This is a genomic window from Desulfofundulus luciae (genome assembly GCF_030813795.1).
GTDB classification, from domain to species: domain Bacteria; phylum Bacillota; class Desulfotomaculia; order Desulfotomaculales; family Desulfovirgulaceae; genus Desulfofundulus; species Desulfofundulus luciae.
On sequence record NZ_JAUSUX010000008.1, the window covers coordinates 90,650 to 107,375 of the forward strand.

Consider the following 16,726-nt stretch of genomic DNA (forward strand, 5'->3'; position numbering starts at 1 on the left):
TGTTTTCTTTTTTACAGGTAAGATTCTCCATTTTTTAGTTGAAGTGGCTGTCCCTTGGGACTATAATATAAGTGTCAGCAGTGCAAATAATAACTAAAACAGCAAATGGTAAAATGGTATAAGGAGGTGAAGAAATTGCTCAGGCGCATTATTTTTTTTCTGCTGATCTCCCTTTTTTCGGCATCCGGCTTTTATGTGGGCTTGCTCATCCTGGACAAGGGTCTTTTATCCCTTCCGGCCGGTTTACCCCAGCTTAAGTTTGGCATCCTGGCCCTGAGTACCCTGGTGGGGCTGGTTCTGGGATTAGTGCTGGCCTCTCCGATTATCCGTGGGGCGCTGCGCTTGACTTCTTTCCTGGAACAGCGCCTTTCCAGGACACCGACCCAGGACCTGGTCATGGGTTCTGTGGGCTTGATTATTGGACTCATAATTGCTAATTTATTAGGTTCAATTCTTTTCGTTCTGGGACCTTTGGGCAGGTTAATCTGGATCCTGGGTACGCTGCTTTTGGGTTATCTGGGCATGAGTGTGGCCATAAAAAAGCGGGAAGAATTGCTGGGTCTGTTTAGCAATTTTCCCCGCTTCGGCAAGGAAAAGGTTTCCCGGTCGGAAAACCGCCAGTCCAATTACAAGCTGCTGGACACCAGCGTGATCATAGACGGCCGCATTGCGGATCTGGTTGAGAGCGGCTTCATCGAAGGCACCCTTCTGGTCCCCGCCTTTGTGCTGGAGGAACTGCGGCATATCGCTGATTCCCCGGACGTGCTGAAGCGCAACCGCGGCCGCCGGGGCCTGGATATCTTAAACCAGATGCGCAAGAATTCCCCGGTGAAGGTGCAGATTATCGACAACGTGCGGGGCCTGGATGATGTGGCCGAGGTTGACTCCAAGCTGGTGAAACTGGCCCAGAAGTTGGGGGCCAAAATAATGACCAACGATTTTAATCTGAACAAGGTGGCCGAGCTTCACGGCGTGAAGGTGCTCAACATAAATGAATTGGCCAACGCCATCAAGCCGGTGGTCCTGCCTGGAGAAGAGATGACCGTGCAGGTGGTGCGGGACGGCAAGGAGGCCGGCCAGGGAGTGGGCTACCTGGACGACGGCACCATGATCGTGGTGGACGGGGGCAAAAAATATATAGGTCAAACCATCAGCGTGCTGGTGACCAGCGTTCTGCAAACCGCGGCCGGACGGATGATCTTTGCCCGCCCCCGGCAGGAACAGCGCCAGGAGGCACAAAATGTGCGGTACAACGGGGTGAACGCCCTTGGATAGTGTTTTTGGCGTGGTGGTGGCCGCGGGACGATCTGTACGGATGGGGCAGGGAGTAAACAAGCAGTTTCTGCCCCTTTCCGGTTTGCCGGTACTGGCCCGGAGCCTGCGGGTTTTTGAGGAGGCTGTGCCGGTTAAAGGTTATGTTCTGGTAATGGCAGAGGGTGAGGTAGACCGCGCGTCCCGGCTGGCCTGTGAATGGGGCTGCCGCAAGCTGCTGGCGGTGGTGCCCGGTGGTGAGCGGCGGCAGGATTCCGTGCGCAAGGGGCTGGAGGCCCTGCCGGCGGAAGCGGAGATAGTGCTCGTTCACGACGGTGCCCGGCCGCTGGTGGGGGTGGAAGAGCTGGTGGCGGTGGCCTCCGAGGCCGCCCGCTGGGGGGCGGCCACCCTGGCCGTGCCTGTGAAAGATACGGTCAAAGAAGCCGGTACCGACGGCTTTGTGGTCCGCACCCTCCCCCGGGAGGTACTGTGGCTGACCCAAACCCCCCAGGGTTTCAGGTATTCCCTGCTCCGGGAAGCCCACCAGAGGGCGGAGGCGGAAAAAATTACGGCCACCGACGATGCTTCCCTGGTGGAGGTTCTGGGCCACCGGGTGAAGCTAGTGCCCGGCTCCTACCGGAACATCAAGATCACCACCCCCGAGGACTTAGCCGTGGCGGAGGCGCTGCTCGGAATTGAAGGGGGAATTTCCATGCCTCTTGCCCCTTTGCGGGTGGGTTTTGGTTATGACGTGCACCGGCTGGTCACCGGGCGCCCCCTGATTCTGGGAGGGGTCAACGTACCCTTTGACCGGGGGCTGGAGGGCCACTCCGATGCCGATGTGCTGGTGCATGCCGTTATGGATGCCCTGCTGGGTGCGGCCGGGCAGGGGGACATCGGGCGCCATTTCCCCGATCATGATCCCCGGTATGCCGGCATTTCCAGCCTTCTGCTGCTGGAACGGGTGGGCCGCCTGCTGGCTGAGAAGGGTTTTGCCGTGAACAACATTGATGCCGTGGTGGTGGCCCAGGCACCCCGGCTGGCCGCATACATTCCCAGCATGGAATTTAACATTGCCCGCTCGCTCGATATTGATGCCGGCCGCATTAACGTCAAGGCTACAACCACCGAGGGGCTGGGGTTTACCGGCACCGGTGAGGGAATAGCGGCTTACGCCGTGGCCGCCGTTGTCTCTTCTCGGGGTCGTCCTGAAAATCCATTGCCCACAGGAGCTCTGGATTAACCGCGCAGGGACGGAATTCTTCCGGGGGCAACCGGCATGGCTTTTATACCCGGCGAAGGAGTGGAGTCTATTTTGAATACTAAAGACCTCGTGGTGACCCTGTTAAAAGAGCGGAAGTATGATGAAATCGCCGAAATGGTGGCCGGGGACAGAGCCAGGATCAGGTACTTGAGGAGGCTCCTGTACGAGCCGGGTACGCTCCTCTGCTGGCGAGCCATCGAGGCCATGGGTGTGGTGGCCGGGCGCCTGGCCGAAGAAGATCCCCAGGCGGTAAGGTTGATTTTGCGCAACCTGCTCTGGGCCATTAACGAGGAATCCGGGGGCATTGGCTGGGCCTCCGTGGAAGCCATGGGGGAAATTGTTGCCCGCCGGCCGGATCTATATGGGGATTATGCTTCCATCATCCTTTTTCACGTGGAGGAGGAGATGCTGCGCCGCGGAGTAATGTGGGCGGCAGGACAAATTGCCCGGGTCAGCCCGGACCTGGTGAGGAGATACATACCCATGCTGGCTCCCTACGTTGACGATCCCGATCCGGTGGTGAGGGGATATACCCTGCGATTTCTCGGCATCATGGGCGAGAAACTGGATAGGGAGCAATACGGGCATCTGCTGCAGGATACCAGTACCGTACCCGTTTATGGGAGCGGGGAGATACGTCAACTGACTGTTGCCGAATTGGCCGCCGGGGTAGTTGAAAAAATTGCCGAACCAGGCTGTTTATGCCCCGGCGTAAAATAGACAGGTGTAATTATTGACCCTCGACGGACGCGCAACTTACCAGCTGCTGATAAACTTCTTCCACCTGCCTTCTGGTTTCTTCCAGGTTGCCGTCGTTATAAATGACAAAATCGGCCCACTTCATTTTTTCGCCCAGGGGAGCCTGGGCGTTAATTCTTTTCAGGGCCTCATCCCGGTCGAGACCCCGGGCTAAAAGCCTTTGAAGCTGCACCTCGGGGGAAGCGTAGACCACAATGATTTTGTCCACCAGGTGCCCGGCTCCTACTTCAATCAACAGGGGGATTTCTTTAATAATCACCGCCCCGGGATTCCCGGCTAAAATTTCTGCCGTAATTTTTTGGTCCTCTTTAAAAACTGCCGGGTGAACGATCCGGTTCAACCGCGCCAGCTTTTCCGGGTCGTCAAAAACCAGGCGGCCCAGCTTTTTACGGTTGATGGTTTGATCGGGGTTCAAAATTTCCACCCCGAAAAACCTGACAATTTCCTCCCAGGCCTTCAACCCCGGGCGCATTACCTTGTGGGCCAGGACGTCAAAATCGATGACGTGGGCTCCCAGTTCCTGGAACAACCTGGCTACCGTACTTTTGCCCGTGGCAATGCCGCCGGTAAGACCTGCGATCATCTCCCACTACCATCCTTTTCCCCTGTCACGGCCATGAAGGCGGCCGTGCCGGGCATGAATCTCGCCCCCGGTTGTTCGAACCGGAGAAAGGCGCTTTTTCTACGTCATTATTCTAACCCCGCGCGAACGGCCCGGCAAGGCCCCGATTACATTCAAAAGTTGCCTCTCTACCGGGCCGGTGATATAATATGGGTCGAATAATGTGCTTTAAAGTCTTGTAATTTTAAATTGCAGAGGAGGACCTTTTTTGTCCGGCGTCAGAGTAAGATTTGCCCCCAGCCCCACCGGCCCGTTGCATATCGGAGGGGCTCGTTCGGCTTTGTTTAACTGGCTGTTTGCCCGCAATCAAGGCGGCACTTTTATTGTGCGCATCGAGGACACAGATCTGGAGCGCTCTTCCCGGGAATCCGAGGAAAACATCCTGGCCGCTTTGCGCTGGCTGGGCCTCGATTGGGACGAGGGGATTGAAGTGGGCGGTCCCCACGGCCCTTACCGGCAGACGGAGCGGCTTCCCATTTATCAACGTTATGCCCGGCAGCTTTTAGAAAGCGGGTGGGCCTACCGCTGTTACTGTACCGAAGAGGAGCTGGCTGCCGAGCGGGAAGCCCTTTTGGCCCGGGGCGAGATGCCACGCTATACCGGCCGATGTCGTTACCTGTGCGAGGAGGACAGGCACCGTTTGGAAGCCGAGGGGCGCCGGCCGGTACTGCGTTTCGCGGTCCCCTCCGGGGAAACCATAACCGTGCAGGACCTGGTCCGTGGGGAAGTATCCTTTGATGTTGACGGCATCGGCGATTTTATTATCGTTAAGTCTGACGGCATTCCCACCTACAACTTTGCCGTGGTGGTGGATGATCACACCATGGGCATTACCCATGTCATCCGGGCGGAGGAGCACCTGTCCAATACGCCGCGGCAGATTCTCATTTACCGGGCCTTCGGCTGGCCGGTGCCGCAGTTTGCCCACGTTTCGCTGATCCTGGGCCGGGATCGCACCAAAATGAGCAAGCGGCACGGAGCCACCTCCATCGAGCAGTACCGGGAGATGGGCTACCTTCCCGAGGCCATGGTCAACTTCCTGGCCCTTTTAGGCTGGTCTCCCGGCGGGGAAGAGGAAATCTTTACTCTGGAAGAGTTAAAACGGCAGTTTTCCCTCGAGCGGGTGGCCAAGAATCCGGCCGTTTTTGACCTGGACAAGCTAAACTGGTTGAACGGCCACTACATTCGTCAAAGCCCCCTGGAGCGGGTTACCGATCTGGCCGTACCCTTTTTGCAAAAGGCCGGATATATTTCTGGCGAGGTAACACCGGAGCAGTATCAATGGTTGAAACAACTGGTGGCGGCCGTACGGGATTACCTGACCAACCTGTCTGAGATTACCCGGCACGTGGACATTTTCTTTGCGCCGGAAGTGGAGCCGGAAGATGAAGAGGCCCGCTCGGTGCTGGCCGGGGAGCAGGTTCCCCGCGTGCTGGCCGCCCTGGCAGAGAAAATCAAATCGGCAGATGGGTTGGATGAAGAAATTGCCCGGAGCATTTTGAAAAGGCTGCCCAGGGAACTGGGTTTGGGCGCCCGCAAAGTTTACCTGCCCATCCGGGTGGCCCTCACCGGCCGGACCCACGGCCCGGAACTTTACCAGGTCATCCCCCTCCTGGGCAAGGAAAAGGTGCTGGCCCGCCTGGCCCGGGCAGGTTAATTGTATCAATGCTCCGGTTTGCCACTTGGAGGGTGGGTTATGTTCAAGCAACTTAAGCGTGATATACAGGTGGTATTTGAACGGGATCCGGCGGCCAAAAGCCTTCTGGAAGTGCTGCTCTGCTATCCCGGCCTGCATGCCATTATCATGCACCGGATAGCCCATTTCTTTTACCGGAAACGACTCTTCACCATTGCCCGGTTGATTTCCCATATCTCCCGCTTCCTCACCCAGATTGAAATTCACCCCGGGGCCAAGATCGGCCAGGGACTTTTCATTGACCACGGAGCCGGGGTGGTCATCGGGGAAACGGCGGAAATTGGCGATAACGTAACCATCTACCAGGGAGTAACCCTGGGGGGGACGGGGAAGGAAAAGGGCAAGCGCCACCCCACCATAGGCAACAATGTGGTCATCAGCGCCGGCGCCAAAATTCTCGGCTCCTTTACCGTCGGGGACAATTCAAAGATCGGCGCCGGGTCGGTGGTGCTCAAGCCCGTACCTCCAAACAGCACCGTGGTGGGGGTGCCCGGCAAGGTAGTCATCCAGGACGGCAAGCGGGTGGGTTCGGCCAGCGCGCCGGATATTGACCTGCGCCACGACTTGCTGCCCGACCCGGTGGCGGAAGTAATTAACTGCCTGATGCACAACATTGAGCGCTTGGAAAAACGGGTCCTGGAACTGGAGAAAAAGCTGGCGGACAGCAAGCCGGCCGAACCCTTAAAATCTTGTGACGCCGTGGTGCAGGGCGCCTTTTCCCGGCCAAACGAGTCGTGAGGGGGCGGTACGCCGGTCCTGAAACGAAGCACTGTGAGCTCGGGACCGGCGTACAGGCCGCTTCATAACGTGGATTTAGAGGAGCGATTGTTCCATGGAAATATACAATACTTTAACCAGGCGTAAGGAAAAGTTTATTCCCCGGCATCCGGGACGGGTGGATATGTACGTCTGCGGGCCGACCACCTACAACTTCATCCACCTGGGCAACGCCCGCCCCCTGGTCTTTTTTGACACCGTGCGGCGGTATTTCCAGTACCGGGGCTACCGGGTAAAGTATGTTCAGAATTTTACAGACATCGACGACAAGATCATCAACCGGGCCCGGGAAGAAGGTGTCGATGCCCTGGCCCTGGCCCGCAAATATATTGACGAATACTATCGGGACGCCGGGGCCTTAAATGTGCGGCCAGCCGATGTACACCCGAGGGTTTCCGAGCACCTCCCGGAAATTATCGATCTCATCAGTACCCTTATCGAAAAGAGGGCTGCCTATGTGGTAGATGGGGATGTCTACTTTGACATCAGCGCCTTTCCCGAGTACGGCAAGCTGTCCGGGCGCACCCTGGAGGAAATGCAGGCAGGAGCCCGGGTGGAGGTGGATCCCCGCAAAAAACACCCCATGGATTTCGCTCTGTGGAAGGCGGCCAAACCAGGCGAACCGGCCTGGGACAGCCCCTGGGGTAAAGGGCGTCCCGGCTGGCACATTGAATGCTCGGCCATGGCTTTAAAATACCTGGGGAATAACTTCGACATTCACGGGGGGGGCTTTGACCTGGTCTTCCCCCACCATGAAAATGAAATTGCCCAGGCCGAGGCGGCCACGGGCCGGCCGTTTGTGCGCTACTGGATGCATAACGGTTTCATTACCGTTAACCAGGAAAAAATGTCCAAATCCCTGGGCAACTTCTTTCTGGTACGGGAAATTTTGGACAAGTTTCCCCCGGAGGTAGTGCGCTTCTTCCTCCTTTCCACCCATTACCGCAGCCCGCTGGATTTCGACGACGAAAAGATGGCTGCAGCCGGGCGGGGACTGGAACGCTTTAAAAACAGCATCCGCCTGTTGACCGAGGCCCTGGAACGGCCGTCCCGGGAACATTCAAAACCCGAAGATGAAGAATTTATAGCCGCCCTGGAAAAATACCACCGGGATTTTGTGGCTGCCATGGATGACGATTTTAATACCGCCCTGGCGGTGGGCATTTGCTTTGAACTAGCCCGGGAAGTCAATGCTTACCTGCATGGCGCCGCCGGGTCTCCCTGCCGGGCGGCCCTGGAAAAGGCCATGGATCTTTTCCGCTCCTTTAACGAAGTGCTGGGCCTTTTCCGGGTTGATGAAAGGACCGGGCGCATACTCATCGAAGGGCGGCATGCAAAAAGCGATGGTCTTGAGGAAGCCCTGATCGAGTTGTTGCTGGAAGTGCGGCAGCAGGCCAGGGCGAAGAAAGACTGGGCCACTGCCGACCACATTCGGGATCGCCTGAAGGAACTGGGCATTATTCTGGAAGATACGCCCGGCGGCGTGCGCTGGAAGAGACAGGGATAAGGGGACCGGTTGCCTTGGCTATGTCCTTACCCGGGAAGATCATTCCCAACCCGGAACAACTGCCGGCCCTGGTGCTGGCATATATTGGAGACGCCGTGTATGAGCTGGCCATCCGTCAATATCTGGTGGCCCGGGGGATCGTTTGCGTGAATCAACTGCATCAGGAAACCATAAAATATGTACGGGCCGATACCCAGGCCCGGGTGATGCATGCCCTGAAAGATGAACTTACCGAAGTTGAGGCTGCCGTTGCCCGGCGGGGCCGCAATGCCCGGAGCGGCCACCCACCCCGGGGCTCCGATGTGATCAGCTACCGCTACAGTACGGGGCTGGAAAGTCTTGTCGGTTACCTGTATCTATCGGGGCAAAGCGAGCGGCTGGGAGAAATCCTTGCCCTGGCCCGCCAGGTGGTGGAAAAGGATGACTGAAAAGGCGGCTTGGGAAAATATCATTGCCGGCCGCCACCCGGTAAAAGAGGCCCTTGCGGCCAACCGGTCCATTAACAAGCTCCTGGTGGCTAAAGGAGCCGGCAGCGGCGCCCTGCAGGAAATCCTCAACCTGGCCCGGGAACGGGGGATACCCGTCCAATATGTGGACCGGTCCCATCTGAACGGGCTGGTTAAGGATGCCCCGCACCAGGGAGTTGTAGCCGTGGCGGCGGCCAAAGAATACGTTTCCGTGGATGACATCCTGGCTGCCGCGTACCCTCAAGATCCCTTTTTAATCCTGCTGAACGAAATCACCGATCCCCACAACCTGGGAGCCATTTTACGTACGGCCGATGCCGCCGGGGTACACGGTGTGGTTGTTACCCGGCGCCGTTCGGCACCCCTTACCCCGGCGGTGGTCAAGGCTTCCTGCGGGGCGGTGGAATATGTCCGGGTGGCCCGGGTGCCCAATCTGGCCCGGACCATTACTTACCTCCAGGAGCGGGGGCTCTGGGTGGTCGGGGCCTGCGGGACGGCCAGGGACATATACTGGGATGTACATTTGGACGGCCCCATTGCCCTGGTCATTGGCGGGGAAGACAAAGGCTTGGGGAGATTGGTGCGGGAAAAATGCGATCAACTGGTCAGACTGCCCATGGCCGGGCGGGTTGGCTCCCTAAATGCCTCGGTGGCGGCGGCCCTGCTGGCCTACGAGGTGGTCAGGCAGAGGAGACGGGCCCATGGACGAGTACCTGATCGTTGACGGCTATAATATCATTCATGCCTGGCCGGAACTGGAACAGCTTTCCGGGTCAAGTCTGGAGCATGCACGCACCCGGCTGGTGGATATTTTAGTCAATTATGCCGCTTTAACCGGGGAGCACGTGGTGGTAGTCTTTGATGCCCACCAGGTGAAACATAGCGGGGACCGGTCGGAAACCGTTGACGGGGTGCAGGTGATATATACCCCCGAGGGAGAAACTGCCGACGCGGTCATTGAGAAACTGGTTGGTGAGCTGTCCCGGCGGGGAACGGTCTACGTAGCTACCTACGACTGGGCCGAACAACGGATGATCCTGGGACGGGGTGCCTACCGGATCACGCCCAGGGAGCTGTGGAAAAAGGTCCAGCGCACGCAGGAGGAAGGGAAAAAGCATTACGACAGCGGCCGGCCGGCCGATGCCTACTTAGAAAACCGCCTGGTGGACGAAATTCGCCTAATTTTTGAACGCTGGCGAAGAAAAAAAGACTAGCCAGGACGATTGTGGAACGAAAGCAAGTCCTAATTTTTCTTGACGGGTTACCGGGGCTGAGATATAATTAGTTAGACAAAATTAAAGAAAGAGGTACGGGGAGAATGCCTTGATCCGTTCAAAGAGAAGAGAGTCGGGATCTATGTTGGCCCGGGCTTCTGATTGACGGCGGAAAGGCTTTTCTTTTTCTTTTGTGTTGAGCGTTTTGAGCGGGAAAGCCGGACACACAAAGCGGGGGGGATATTGTGAGTCTGAGCGTCCAGAGGGAATGTGCGAGCTGTTATCACATGATGGAGGATGAGGAAGTGGTGGAATACGCCCGCGAAGGTGATGACGCGGCCCTGGAGTACCTTATTAACAAGTACAAGAACTTTGTGCGGGCCAAGGCACGTTCCTACTTCCTCATCGGGGCTGATCGGGAGGATATCATTCAGGAAGGAATGATTGGCCTTTATAAGGCCATCCGTGATTTCCGGTTGGACAAGCTTTCATCTTTCCGGGCCTTTGCAGAACTTTGTATTACCAGGCAGATCATTACAGCCATCAAGACGGCCACCCGGCAAAAACACATCCCGTTGAACTCTTATGTTTCCTTGAATAAGCCCATTTACGACGAAGATTCGGACCGCACCCTTCTGGATGTCATCTCCGGTACCAGGATTGCCGACCCGGAGGAGTTGATTATCAGCCGGGAGGAATTTTATGATATTGAAGAAAAAATGGGCGAGATCCTGAGCTCCCTGGAATGGAAAGTGCTGATGTCCTACCTGGAGGGTAAGTCCTACCAGGAAATTGCTGAGGACTTGAAGCGCCACGTCAAATCCATTGACAACGCTTTACAGCGAGTCAAGCGCAAGCTGGAAAGGTACCTGGAAAAGCGAAACAACTAATTAGCCAGGAAGGGTTACTTTAGAAGGTAGCCCTTTTCATTTTTATATTTGACCTCGAAGGGCAAATTCCTGCTTTCGGGTCGAATTTTCGAGCATTTTTCGGTGAGGAGCTGTGTCCAAATGCTTGAAGACGTTCAAACCACCCTGCAGGATTTAAAAAATATGGTGGCCGCCTTTGTGGAGGAGAGGGACTGGGCGCAGTTTCATACGCCCAAGAATCTGGCCATGTCTGTGGCCATTGAGGCCGCCGAACTAATGGAGCTTTTCCAGTGGTCCGACGGGCGGGAGCTGGAACCCGGGCTTTTAGAGCGGGTGGAGGAAGAACTGGCCGATGTATTGATTTACTGTCTGGCCATGGCCAACACCGCAGGCATTGACCTGGCCCGGGTGGTAAAGCAAAAAATGGCGGCCAATGCCAGGAAATATCCTGCAGATCTCTACCGGGGCAGGTACCGGTAGTTTTTTGGCTAATTAAAGTAAGTGCAGAATAATTTCTTAAAATAATTTTAAGACTGTTGACCATTAACATGTTTAGCGTTATGATTATGGAGAGGTTTTCAGAATAACCGGGTAATTGAGCGGTTTTTCAATAAGTCAGTCGGGAGAGATGTCCATGCATTTAACGGAAGAAGAAAAAAAGGTTGCCTTAGAACAAACCGGGAACATCCTGGAGAGTTATTCTCGTGAGCGGGGTAACCTGATTCCTATTTTACAGCAGGTACAGGAAAAGCTGGGTTATGTGCCCCTGGTGGCCATGGAAGAAGTGGCGCGGCACCTGGGTATGCCCCCCGTGGATGTTTACAGCGTGGCCACCTTTTACAACCAGTTTCGTCTCATTCCCCCGGGGAAACACCAGATCAAAGTATGCATGGGCACGGCCTGCCACATGAAGGGGGGCAATATCATCCTGGACTGCTGGAAGAGGCGGCTGAGCATTGACGTTAACCAGGTTACGCCGGACCGGGAATTCAGCCTGGAAAGGGTGGCCTGCGTGGGATGCTGCACCATGGCACCGGTAACGGTGATCGATGAAGAGGTGCACGGCAGGGTAACCCCTACCCGGGTGGACGGATTGCTCTTTTCCTTTGGCGTAAAAATCCCAAAAGGCCAGCAGAAAGAAGGGGAAGCAATTGGGCGGGAGTAGCATAGTGACAGAAATTTTTGAAAAATTGCAGCAAAAGTCCAGGGCTGTCTGGCAGAGCCTGCGGGACCGGCCCCTGATTCTGGTGGGCACGGCCACCTGCGGCCGCGCAGCCGGAGCCCTGGAGATTTTAAAGGTAATTAAAGAAGAGCTTGTAAAACACGGTATTGACGCCCAGGTCCTGGAAGTGGGCTGCATGGGCCATTGCTATGCGGAACCCCTGGTTACCGTTTACAAGCCCGGTTTTCCACCCATCAGCTACGGCTACGTTACCGCGGGCATTGCCGGGCGGCTGGTGGAGGATTTTCTGGCCGGTGACGATCCCTGCCTGGAATTTGCCCTGGCCGCGCTGGAGGCCAACGATATGGTTCCGGCCCTCACCGACTTTCCCCGGGGAATGATTGAAAGGCCCATTATTCTGGACAAATGTGGTCTAATTGACCCTGAGCAAATTGAGCACTACATCGCCCTGGGCGGGTATGCCGCCCTGGCCACAGCCCTGGCCCGGGAACCGGGTTGGGTGGTTGAAGAAATAAAGGCTTCCGGCCTGCGGGGGCGGGGTGGGGCCGGTTTTCCCACCGGGCGCAAGTGGGAAACCTGCCGTTTGGCGCCGGGGGAAGAGAAGTATGTCATTTGCAACGCCGATGAAGGGGACCCGGGGGCCTTTATGGACCGGGCCATCCTGGAGTCAAACCCCCACGAGGTGCTGGAGGGGCTGGCCATTGCCGCCTACACGGTGGGAGCCCGCCGGGGCTATTTCTATATCCGCGCCGAGTATCCCCTGGCCGTGGAAAGGGTGAAAAAGGCCATCGAACAGGCACGTCGGGCCGGCCTTTTGGGGACCAATATCCTGGGCAGCGGTTTTAGCTTTGACGTGGATGTTTTTCAGGGTTCGGGGGCCTTTGTCTGCGGCGAGGAAACGGCCCTGATCGCCTCCATGGAAGGGGAGCCGGGCCTGCCCCGCCACCGGCCGCCATTTCCCGCCACTGCCGGGTTGCGGGGCAGGCCCACGGTGATTAACAACGTAAAGACCCTGGCTTACGTGCCCCATATCATTGAGCGGGGTGCCCAATGGTTCAGGGAGACCGGTACTGCCGGCAGCCCTGGTACAGCCGTCTTTGCCCTGGCCGGGAAAGTGATCAATACCGGCCTGGCCGAGGTGCCCATGGGCACCACCCTAAGACAACTGGTTTATGACGTGGGCAGCGGTATTCCCAAAGGTAAGTCCTTTAAGGCCGTGCAGATTGGTGGTCCGTCGGGGGGGTGCCTGCCTGAAGCAGCCCTGGATATGCCCATAGATTTCGACTCTTTAAGCCAGGCCGGGGCCATGATGGGTTCCGGCGGAATGGTCATCCTGGATGAGGACGACTGCATGGTGGAAATAGCCCGCTTTTTCCTGGATTTCACCCAGAAGGAATCCTGCGGCAAGTGCACCATGTGCCGCCTGGGAACCAGACAGATGCTGGACATCCTGGAGGCAATTACAAAGGGACAGGGCAGGCCCGGGGATATAGAGCTTCTTTTGGAACTGGCTGAAGACGTGAAGTCCGGCTCGCTGTGCGGGCTGGGCAAGACGGCGCCCAATCCCGTTTTAAGCACCATCCGCTATTTCCGGGACGAATACGAGGCCCACATCAAGGAACGCCGCTGCCCGGCGCTGATGTGCCGGGAGTTGATTGCCTATTACATCCTGCCGGAAAAATGCGAGCGCTCCTGTGATGCCTGCGTGGGCAGTTGCCCGGTGGAGGCCATTTACCCCAACGAGGACCGCATTAAAGTTATTGATCAGCAGAAATGTGTTAAGTGCGCAAGCTGCCTGGAAGCATGCCCGCCCCAGTATAAAGCGGTCATCAAGCTCTCGCCGCCGGAGCTGGTGGCCGAAAGGGGTGCTACCAACAGAGGATGAAAATGGCCGCCGTTTTGCACTGAGCGAGCGACATTGAGCCGAGCCCCGCATCCAACCAGGTTCACTGACCACATGATCCTGTAAAAATATAGCCGGAGGATTCAACATGAAAACAGTCACCTTAACCATAGATGGCCGGGCCGTGCAGGCGCGGGAAGGGGAAAAGCTGCTCCGGGTGGCCCTAGAAAACGGCATCTACATTCCCAACCTCTGCGCCATTCCCGGAGTAAAACACCCGGCTGCCGCCTGCCGGTTGTGTTTTGTGGAGATCGAGGGCTACCCGCGTCCGGTGACCGCCTGCACCGAGCCCGTGGTGGAAGGCATGGTGGTGTCCACCCGCAGCCCGCGGGTCGACCGGCTGGTGAGTACGGCCTTTGAGCTCCTTTTGTCCAATCACCGCCTGGACTGCGCCACCTGTCCCCGCAACCGCTCCTGCGAATTACAAAGGATTGCCCGGGAACGCCGCTTCCCCCTGCGGGTGAAACGGCTGAGAAAGCTGGAACGGAACTTGCCGTTGGACGACTCCAGCCCGGTATTGCGCTACGACCCCAACAGATGTGTCCTCTGCGGGCGGTGTGTGTGGGTCTGCCGGGAAAAAGGTACCGGAGTGCTGGGTTTTGCCGGAAGGGGATTCGAGCGCAAAGTAACCACCTTTGGGGATGTTCCCCTTGGCCAGTCGGGCTGTAACGGTTGCGGCGAATGTACCAGAGTCTGTCCCGTGGGTGCCTTGACGGGGAAAGAGGTCTGATCTTCCCAATTTGAGATCAATACCGGAAGTACCGAATTTAGCTGTAATGCTGCCAAAGTTTACCCCATCGTCGCAGAATGAGATAAACTCACGTTTCGCTTTGAGATGGATGCTGAAAAAATACTGCCGCAGGAAGTACTTTCTTCCTGCTTTATTTTTTCTGCTGCCTGGACGGCTCAAGGCCCTGCCGCTTATTCCCCCAACCGCCAGCAATTACAAAGAGTCTGGCACAACTCTTGCGTGTATAATCAAGTAAAGGCTCCAAACCGCGCGAGGTGATGGCAATGGCTAAAGTTCTAGCCGCTCCACAAGCTGTGAACATAGAGGTGCGCCAGAGTTGGTGCAAGGGCTGCGGGATTTGCGTGGCCCTGTGCCCCAAAGGAGTGCTGGTCCTGGATGATTCCGGCAAGGTCGCGGTGGCCAATCCCGGCCAGTGCATCGGCTGCGGACGGTGTGAAATCCACTGCCCGGACTTTGCCATTGGCATAGAGGTGAAGGAACAATGAGCGATGTGGTGGAAATGGCCCGTCTGATGCAGGGCAACGAGGCTGTGGTGGAAGGGGCTCTGGCAGCCGGCGTGCGTTTTTTTGCTGGCTACCCCATCACCCCCTCCACGGAGATTGCCGAGCTGATGGCCGAGCGCCTGCCCGGGTTAGGCGGTAAGTTCATCCAAATGGAAGATGAGATCGCCAGTATGGCCGCGGTAATCGGTGCTTCCCTGGCTGGGGTGAAGGCCCTTACGGCCACCAGCGGCCCGGGCTTTTCCCTGAAACAGGAAAACATCGGCTATGCTGCTATGGCTGAAATTCCCTGCGTGATTGTCAATGTGCAGCGCTGGGGTCCCAGTACGGGCATTCCCACCGCTCCCTCCCAGGGGGATGTGATGCAGGCCAGGTGGGGAACCCACGGCGATCACCCGGTTATCGTCCTCTGTCCTGCCTCGGTGCGGGAGGCGTACATGCTGGCCATCCGGGCGGTGAATTTATCGGAAAAGTACCGGGTGCCGGTGATCCTGCTCATGGACGAAGTGATCGGTCACATGCGGGAACGGGTGGTGCTGCCTCGGGCCGGGGAAGTGGAGATAATTGAGCGTAAAAAGCCGGCTGGGGAGCCAAAAGATTATTACCCCTACCGTCCCGATGAAGACGGCGTGCCGCCCATGGCCAACTTCGGAGACGGTTACCGTTACCACGTGACCGGCCTGGTGCACGATGAGCAGGGCAACCCCACCACCGACCCTCGGGTTGCTGAAAGCTTAATTCTGAGGCTGCACCGGAAAATTTACGATCATCTGGATGATGTGGTTACCGTAGAGGGTTATCAGCTGGAGGATGCGGAAGTAGTTGTGGTCGCCTATGGTGCGGTGGCCAGATCGGCTAAACGGGCGGTCAAAGACGCCCGGGCGGCGGGGATCAAGGCGGGGCTGTTCCGGCCGGTAACCATCTGGCCCTTCCCGGAAAAAGAGGTGGCGGAACTGGCCGTCCGGGTGCGGCACATCATCGTGGCCGAAATGAACCTGGGCCAGCTCAAGGGAGAAGTGGAACGGGCGGTGCAGGGCCGGGTGAGGGTGACGGGGGTTAACCGGCTGAACGGGGAACTGATCACCTTTGACGAAATCCTGTCCGCCGTCAAGGAGGTGACATCAGATGCTCAGTCAGGTTGAATCCCACCTGCGGTCTGACCGGTTTCCCCATATCTGGTGTCCCGGTTGCGGCAACGGCATAGTTTTAGCGGCGCTGGTCAGGGCCATTGAGGAACTGGGCTTAAACCCGGACAAAACTGTGGTGGTCTCCGGCATCGGCTGTTCCTCCCGGGCGGCGGGTTACCTCGATTTCAACACCCTGCATACCACCCACGGTCGTGCGCTGGCCTTTGCCACCGGGATCAAACTGGCCAGGCCTGAACTGGATGTCTTCGTCCTGATGGGAGACGGCGACGCCACGGCCATCGGCGGCAATCACTTTATACACGCGGCCAGGCGCAATATAGACCTCACGGCCATCATTTTCAACAACAGCATCTATGGTATGACCGGGGGGCAATATTCGCCCCTTACTCCTCCCGGCAAAAGGGCAACTACCGCCCCCTACGGGAATATAGAGCGGAACTTTGATATTGCCGAACTGGCTAAAGGTGCCGGCGCCACCTATGTAGCCCGGACCACCACCTATCATGCCACCATGCTGGAAAAACTGATTGTGGCCGGAGCCAGAAACAAGGGCTTCAGTGTCATTGAGGCCATTACCGCCTGCCCGGTGGGGTACGGGCGGCGCAACAAAATGGGCAACGGGCTGCAAATGCTTCTCTGGCAGAAGGAACACGCGGTAACGGTGAAACAGGCGGAAAAAATGAACCCGGAGGAGCTTCAGGATAAAATAATCATTGGTGAGTTGTACAGGGGGGAAGCCCCCGAATACACCGCCATGTACGAAGAAATTATTGCCAGGGTAAAGAGCAAAAACCAGTGAGAGCAAAGGAGATGAG

The 16,726-nt window shown here is 57.1% G+C and carries 18 protein-coding genes; 17 read left to right on the plus strand and 1 reads right to left on the minus strand.

All coding sequences use genetic code 11. The features are described 5' to 3' along the window. Positions 1-135: 135 nt before the first annotated feature. Genes J2Z49_RS06670 through J2Z49_RS06680 form a run of 3 tightly spaced genes read left to right on the plus strand, consistent with a single transcriptional unit; the run spans position 136 to position 3,235 of the window. The gene (locus tag J2Z49_RS06670; protein WP_307401131.1) at positions 136-1,275 is read left to right on the plus strand and encodes a PIN/TRAM domain-containing protein; all 1,140 of its coding nucleotides are present in this window, start codon (positions 136-138) and stop codon (positions 1,273-1,275) included. After that, on the plus strand, positions 1,268-2,494 hold the full coding sequence (ispD, locus tag J2Z49_RS06675; protein WP_307401133.1) for a 2-C-methyl-D-erythritol 4-phosphate cytidylyltransferase: 1,227 nt from the start codon (positions 1,268-1,270) through the stop codon (positions 2,492-2,494). The genes J2Z49_RS06670 and ispD overlap by 8 nt, the downstream gene beginning before the upstream one ends. A 36-nt stretch (positions 2,495-2,530) precedes the next feature. Beyond that, positions 2,531-3,235, plus strand: coding sequence for a DVU0298 family protein (locus J2Z49_RS06680; RefSeq protein WP_307401136.1), 705 nt, complete (start codon positions 2,531-2,533; stop codon positions 3,233-3,235). 10 nt (positions 3,236-3,245) lie between these two features. Here the strand turns inward: J2Z49_RS06680 and coaE are convergent, their stop codons facing one another. Continuing rightward, on the minus strand, positions 3,246-3,857 hold the full coding sequence (gene coaE / locus J2Z49_RS06685) for a dephospho-CoA kinase (protein WP_307401139.1): 612 nt from the start codon (positions 3,855-3,857) through the stop codon (positions 3,246-3,248). A 247-nt stretch (positions 3,858-4,104) separates the two neighbouring features. Between coaE and gltX the strand changes: the two genes are divergently transcribed. From gltX to J2Z49_RS06755, 14 genes are all read left to right on the plus strand, one after another. Then, the gene (gene gltX / locus J2Z49_RS06690) at positions 4,105-5,553 is read left to right on the plus strand and encodes a glutamate--tRNA ligase (protein WP_307401142.1); all 1,449 of its coding nucleotides are present in this window, start codon (positions 4,105-4,107) and stop codon (positions 5,551-5,553) included. A gap of 39 nt (positions 5,554-5,592) precedes the next feature. Continuing rightward, positions 5,593-6,330, plus strand: a complete 738-nt coding sequence (gene cysE / locus J2Z49_RS06695; RefSeq protein ID WP_307401144.1) for a serine O-acetyltransferase — start codon at positions 5,593-5,595, stop codon at positions 6,328-6,330. A 94-nt stretch (positions 6,331-6,424) separates the two neighbouring features. Then, on the plus strand, positions 6,425-7,876 hold the full coding sequence (gene cysS, locus J2Z49_RS06700) for a cysteine--tRNA ligase (RefSeq protein ID WP_307401148.1): 1,452 nt from the start codon (positions 6,425-6,427) through the stop codon (positions 7,874-7,876). A 20-nt stretch (positions 7,877-7,896) separates the two neighbouring features. Further along, positions 7,897-8,304, plus strand: a complete 408-nt coding sequence (locus J2Z49_RS06705) for a Mini-ribonuclease 3 (RefSeq protein WP_307401212.1) — start codon at positions 7,897-7,899, stop codon at positions 8,302-8,304. Then, a complete protein-coding gene (gene rlmB / locus J2Z49_RS06710; RefSeq protein ID WP_307401151.1) occupies positions 8,297-9,067 on the plus strand; it encodes a 23S rRNA (guanosine(2251)-2'-O)-methyltransferase RlmB in 771 nt (256 codons plus the stop codon). The genes J2Z49_RS06705 and rlmB overlap by 8 nt, the downstream gene beginning before the upstream one ends. Beyond that, positions 9,045-9,557 carry an NYN domain-containing protein gene (locus tag J2Z49_RS06715; protein ID WP_307401152.1) on the plus strand — a complete coding sequence of 171 codons (513 nt, stop codon included), beginning with the start codon at positions 9,045-9,047 and terminating at the stop codon, positions 9,555-9,557. The genes rlmB and J2Z49_RS06715 overlap by 23 nt, the downstream gene beginning before the upstream one ends. 245 nt (positions 9,558-9,802) lie before the next feature. Next, positions 9,803-10,447 (plus strand): RNA polymerase sporulation sigma factor SigH, encoded by a 645-nt coding sequence (gene sigH / locus J2Z49_RS06720; protein ID WP_307401155.1) that lies wholly within the window; start codon positions 9,803-9,805, stop codon positions 10,445-10,447. 120 nt (positions 10,448-10,567) lie between these two features. Beyond that, positions 10,568-10,906 carry a nucleotide pyrophosphohydrolase gene (locus J2Z49_RS06725; protein WP_307401158.1) on the plus strand — a complete coding sequence of 113 codons (339 nt, stop codon included), beginning with the start codon at positions 10,568-10,570 and terminating at the stop codon, positions 10,904-10,906. A 154-nt stretch (positions 10,907-11,060) separates the two neighbouring features. Then, complete coding sequence (nuoE, locus tag J2Z49_RS06730) at positions 11,061-11,591, plus strand: NADH-quinone oxidoreductase subunit NuoE (protein ID WP_307401160.1); 531 nt, start codon at positions 11,061-11,063, stop codon at positions 11,589-11,591. Between the two features lie 4 nt (positions 11,592-11,595). Continuing rightward, positions 11,596-13,494 (plus strand): NADH-quinone oxidoreductase subunit NuoF, encoded by a 1,899-nt coding sequence (locus J2Z49_RS06735; protein ID WP_307401164.1) that lies wholly within the window; start codon positions 11,596-11,598, stop codon positions 13,492-13,494. 106 nt (positions 13,495-13,600) lie between these two features. Then, on the plus strand, positions 13,601-14,242 hold the full coding sequence (locus tag J2Z49_RS06740) for a 2Fe-2S iron-sulfur cluster-binding protein (RefSeq protein WP_307401167.1): 642 nt from the start codon (positions 13,601-13,603) through the stop codon (positions 14,240-14,242). Positions 14,243-14,526: 284 nt separating this feature from the next. After that, positions 14,527-14,748, plus strand: coding sequence for a 4Fe-4S binding protein (locus J2Z49_RS06745; RefSeq protein WP_307401169.1), 222 nt, complete (start codon positions 14,527-14,529; stop codon positions 14,746-14,748). Beyond that, entirely contained in the window at positions 14,745-15,905 is a 1,161-nt protein-coding gene (locus J2Z49_RS06750; RefSeq protein WP_307401172.1) for a 2-oxoacid:acceptor oxidoreductase subunit alpha, read from the plus strand. The genes J2Z49_RS06745 and J2Z49_RS06750 overlap by 4 nt, the downstream gene beginning before the upstream one ends. Further along, the gene (locus J2Z49_RS06755; protein ID WP_307401175.1) at positions 15,889-16,710 is read left to right on the plus strand and encodes a 2-oxoacid:ferredoxin oxidoreductase subunit beta; all 822 of its coding nucleotides are present in this window, start codon (positions 15,889-15,891) and stop codon (positions 16,708-16,710) included. The genes J2Z49_RS06750 and J2Z49_RS06755 overlap by 17 nt, the downstream gene beginning before the upstream one ends. Positions 16,711-16,726 lie beyond the last annotated feature (16 nt).

Coding starts and splice junctions, on each gene's coding strand:
- J2Z49_RS06680 (WP_307401136.1), top strand. CDS start 2,531: ATGGCTTTTATACCCGGCGAAGGAGTGGAGTCTATTTTGAATACTAAA.
- coaE (WP_307401139.1), bottom strand. CDS start 3,857: ATGATCGCAGGTCTTACCGGCGGCATTGCCACGGGCAAAAGTACGGTA.
- cysE (WP_307401144.1), top strand. CDS start 5,593: ATGTTCAAGCAACTTAAGCGTGATATACAGGTGGTATTTGAACGGGAT.
- cysS (WP_307401148.1), top strand. CDS start 6,425: ATGGAAATATACAATACTTTAACCAGGCGTAAGGAAAAGTTTATTCCC.
- J2Z49_RS06705 (WP_307401212.1), top strand. CDS start 7,897: ATGTCCTTACCCGGGAAGATCATTCCCAACCCGGAACAACTGCCGGCC.
- rlmB (WP_307401151.1), top strand. CDS start 8,297: ATGACTGAAAAGGCGGCTTGGGAAAATATCATTGCCGGCCGCCACCCG.
- J2Z49_RS06715 (WP_307401152.1), top strand. CDS start 9,045: ATGGACGAGTACCTGATCGTTGACGGCTATAATATCATTCATGCCTGG.
- J2Z49_RS06725 (WP_307401158.1), top strand. CDS start 10,568: ATGCTTGAAGACGTTCAAACCACCCTGCAGGATTTAAAAAATATGGTG.
- nuoE (WP_307401160.1), top strand. CDS start 11,061: ATGCATTTAACGGAAGAAGAAAAAAAGGTTGCCTTAGAACAAACCGGG.
- J2Z49_RS06740 (WP_307401167.1), top strand. CDS start 13,601: ATGAAAACAGTCACCTTAACCATAGATGGCCGGGCCGTGCAGGCGCGG.
- J2Z49_RS06745 (WP_307401169.1), top strand. CDS start 14,527: ATGGCTAAAGTTCTAGCCGCTCCACAAGCTGTGAACATAGAGGTGCGC.
- J2Z49_RS06750 (WP_307401172.1), top strand. CDS start 14,745: ATGAGCGATGTGGTGGAAATGGCCCGTCTGATGCAGGGCAACGAGGCT.
- J2Z49_RS06755 (WP_307401175.1), top strand. CDS start 15,889: ATGCTCAGTCAGGTTGAATCCCACCTGCGGTCTGACCGGTTTCCCCAT.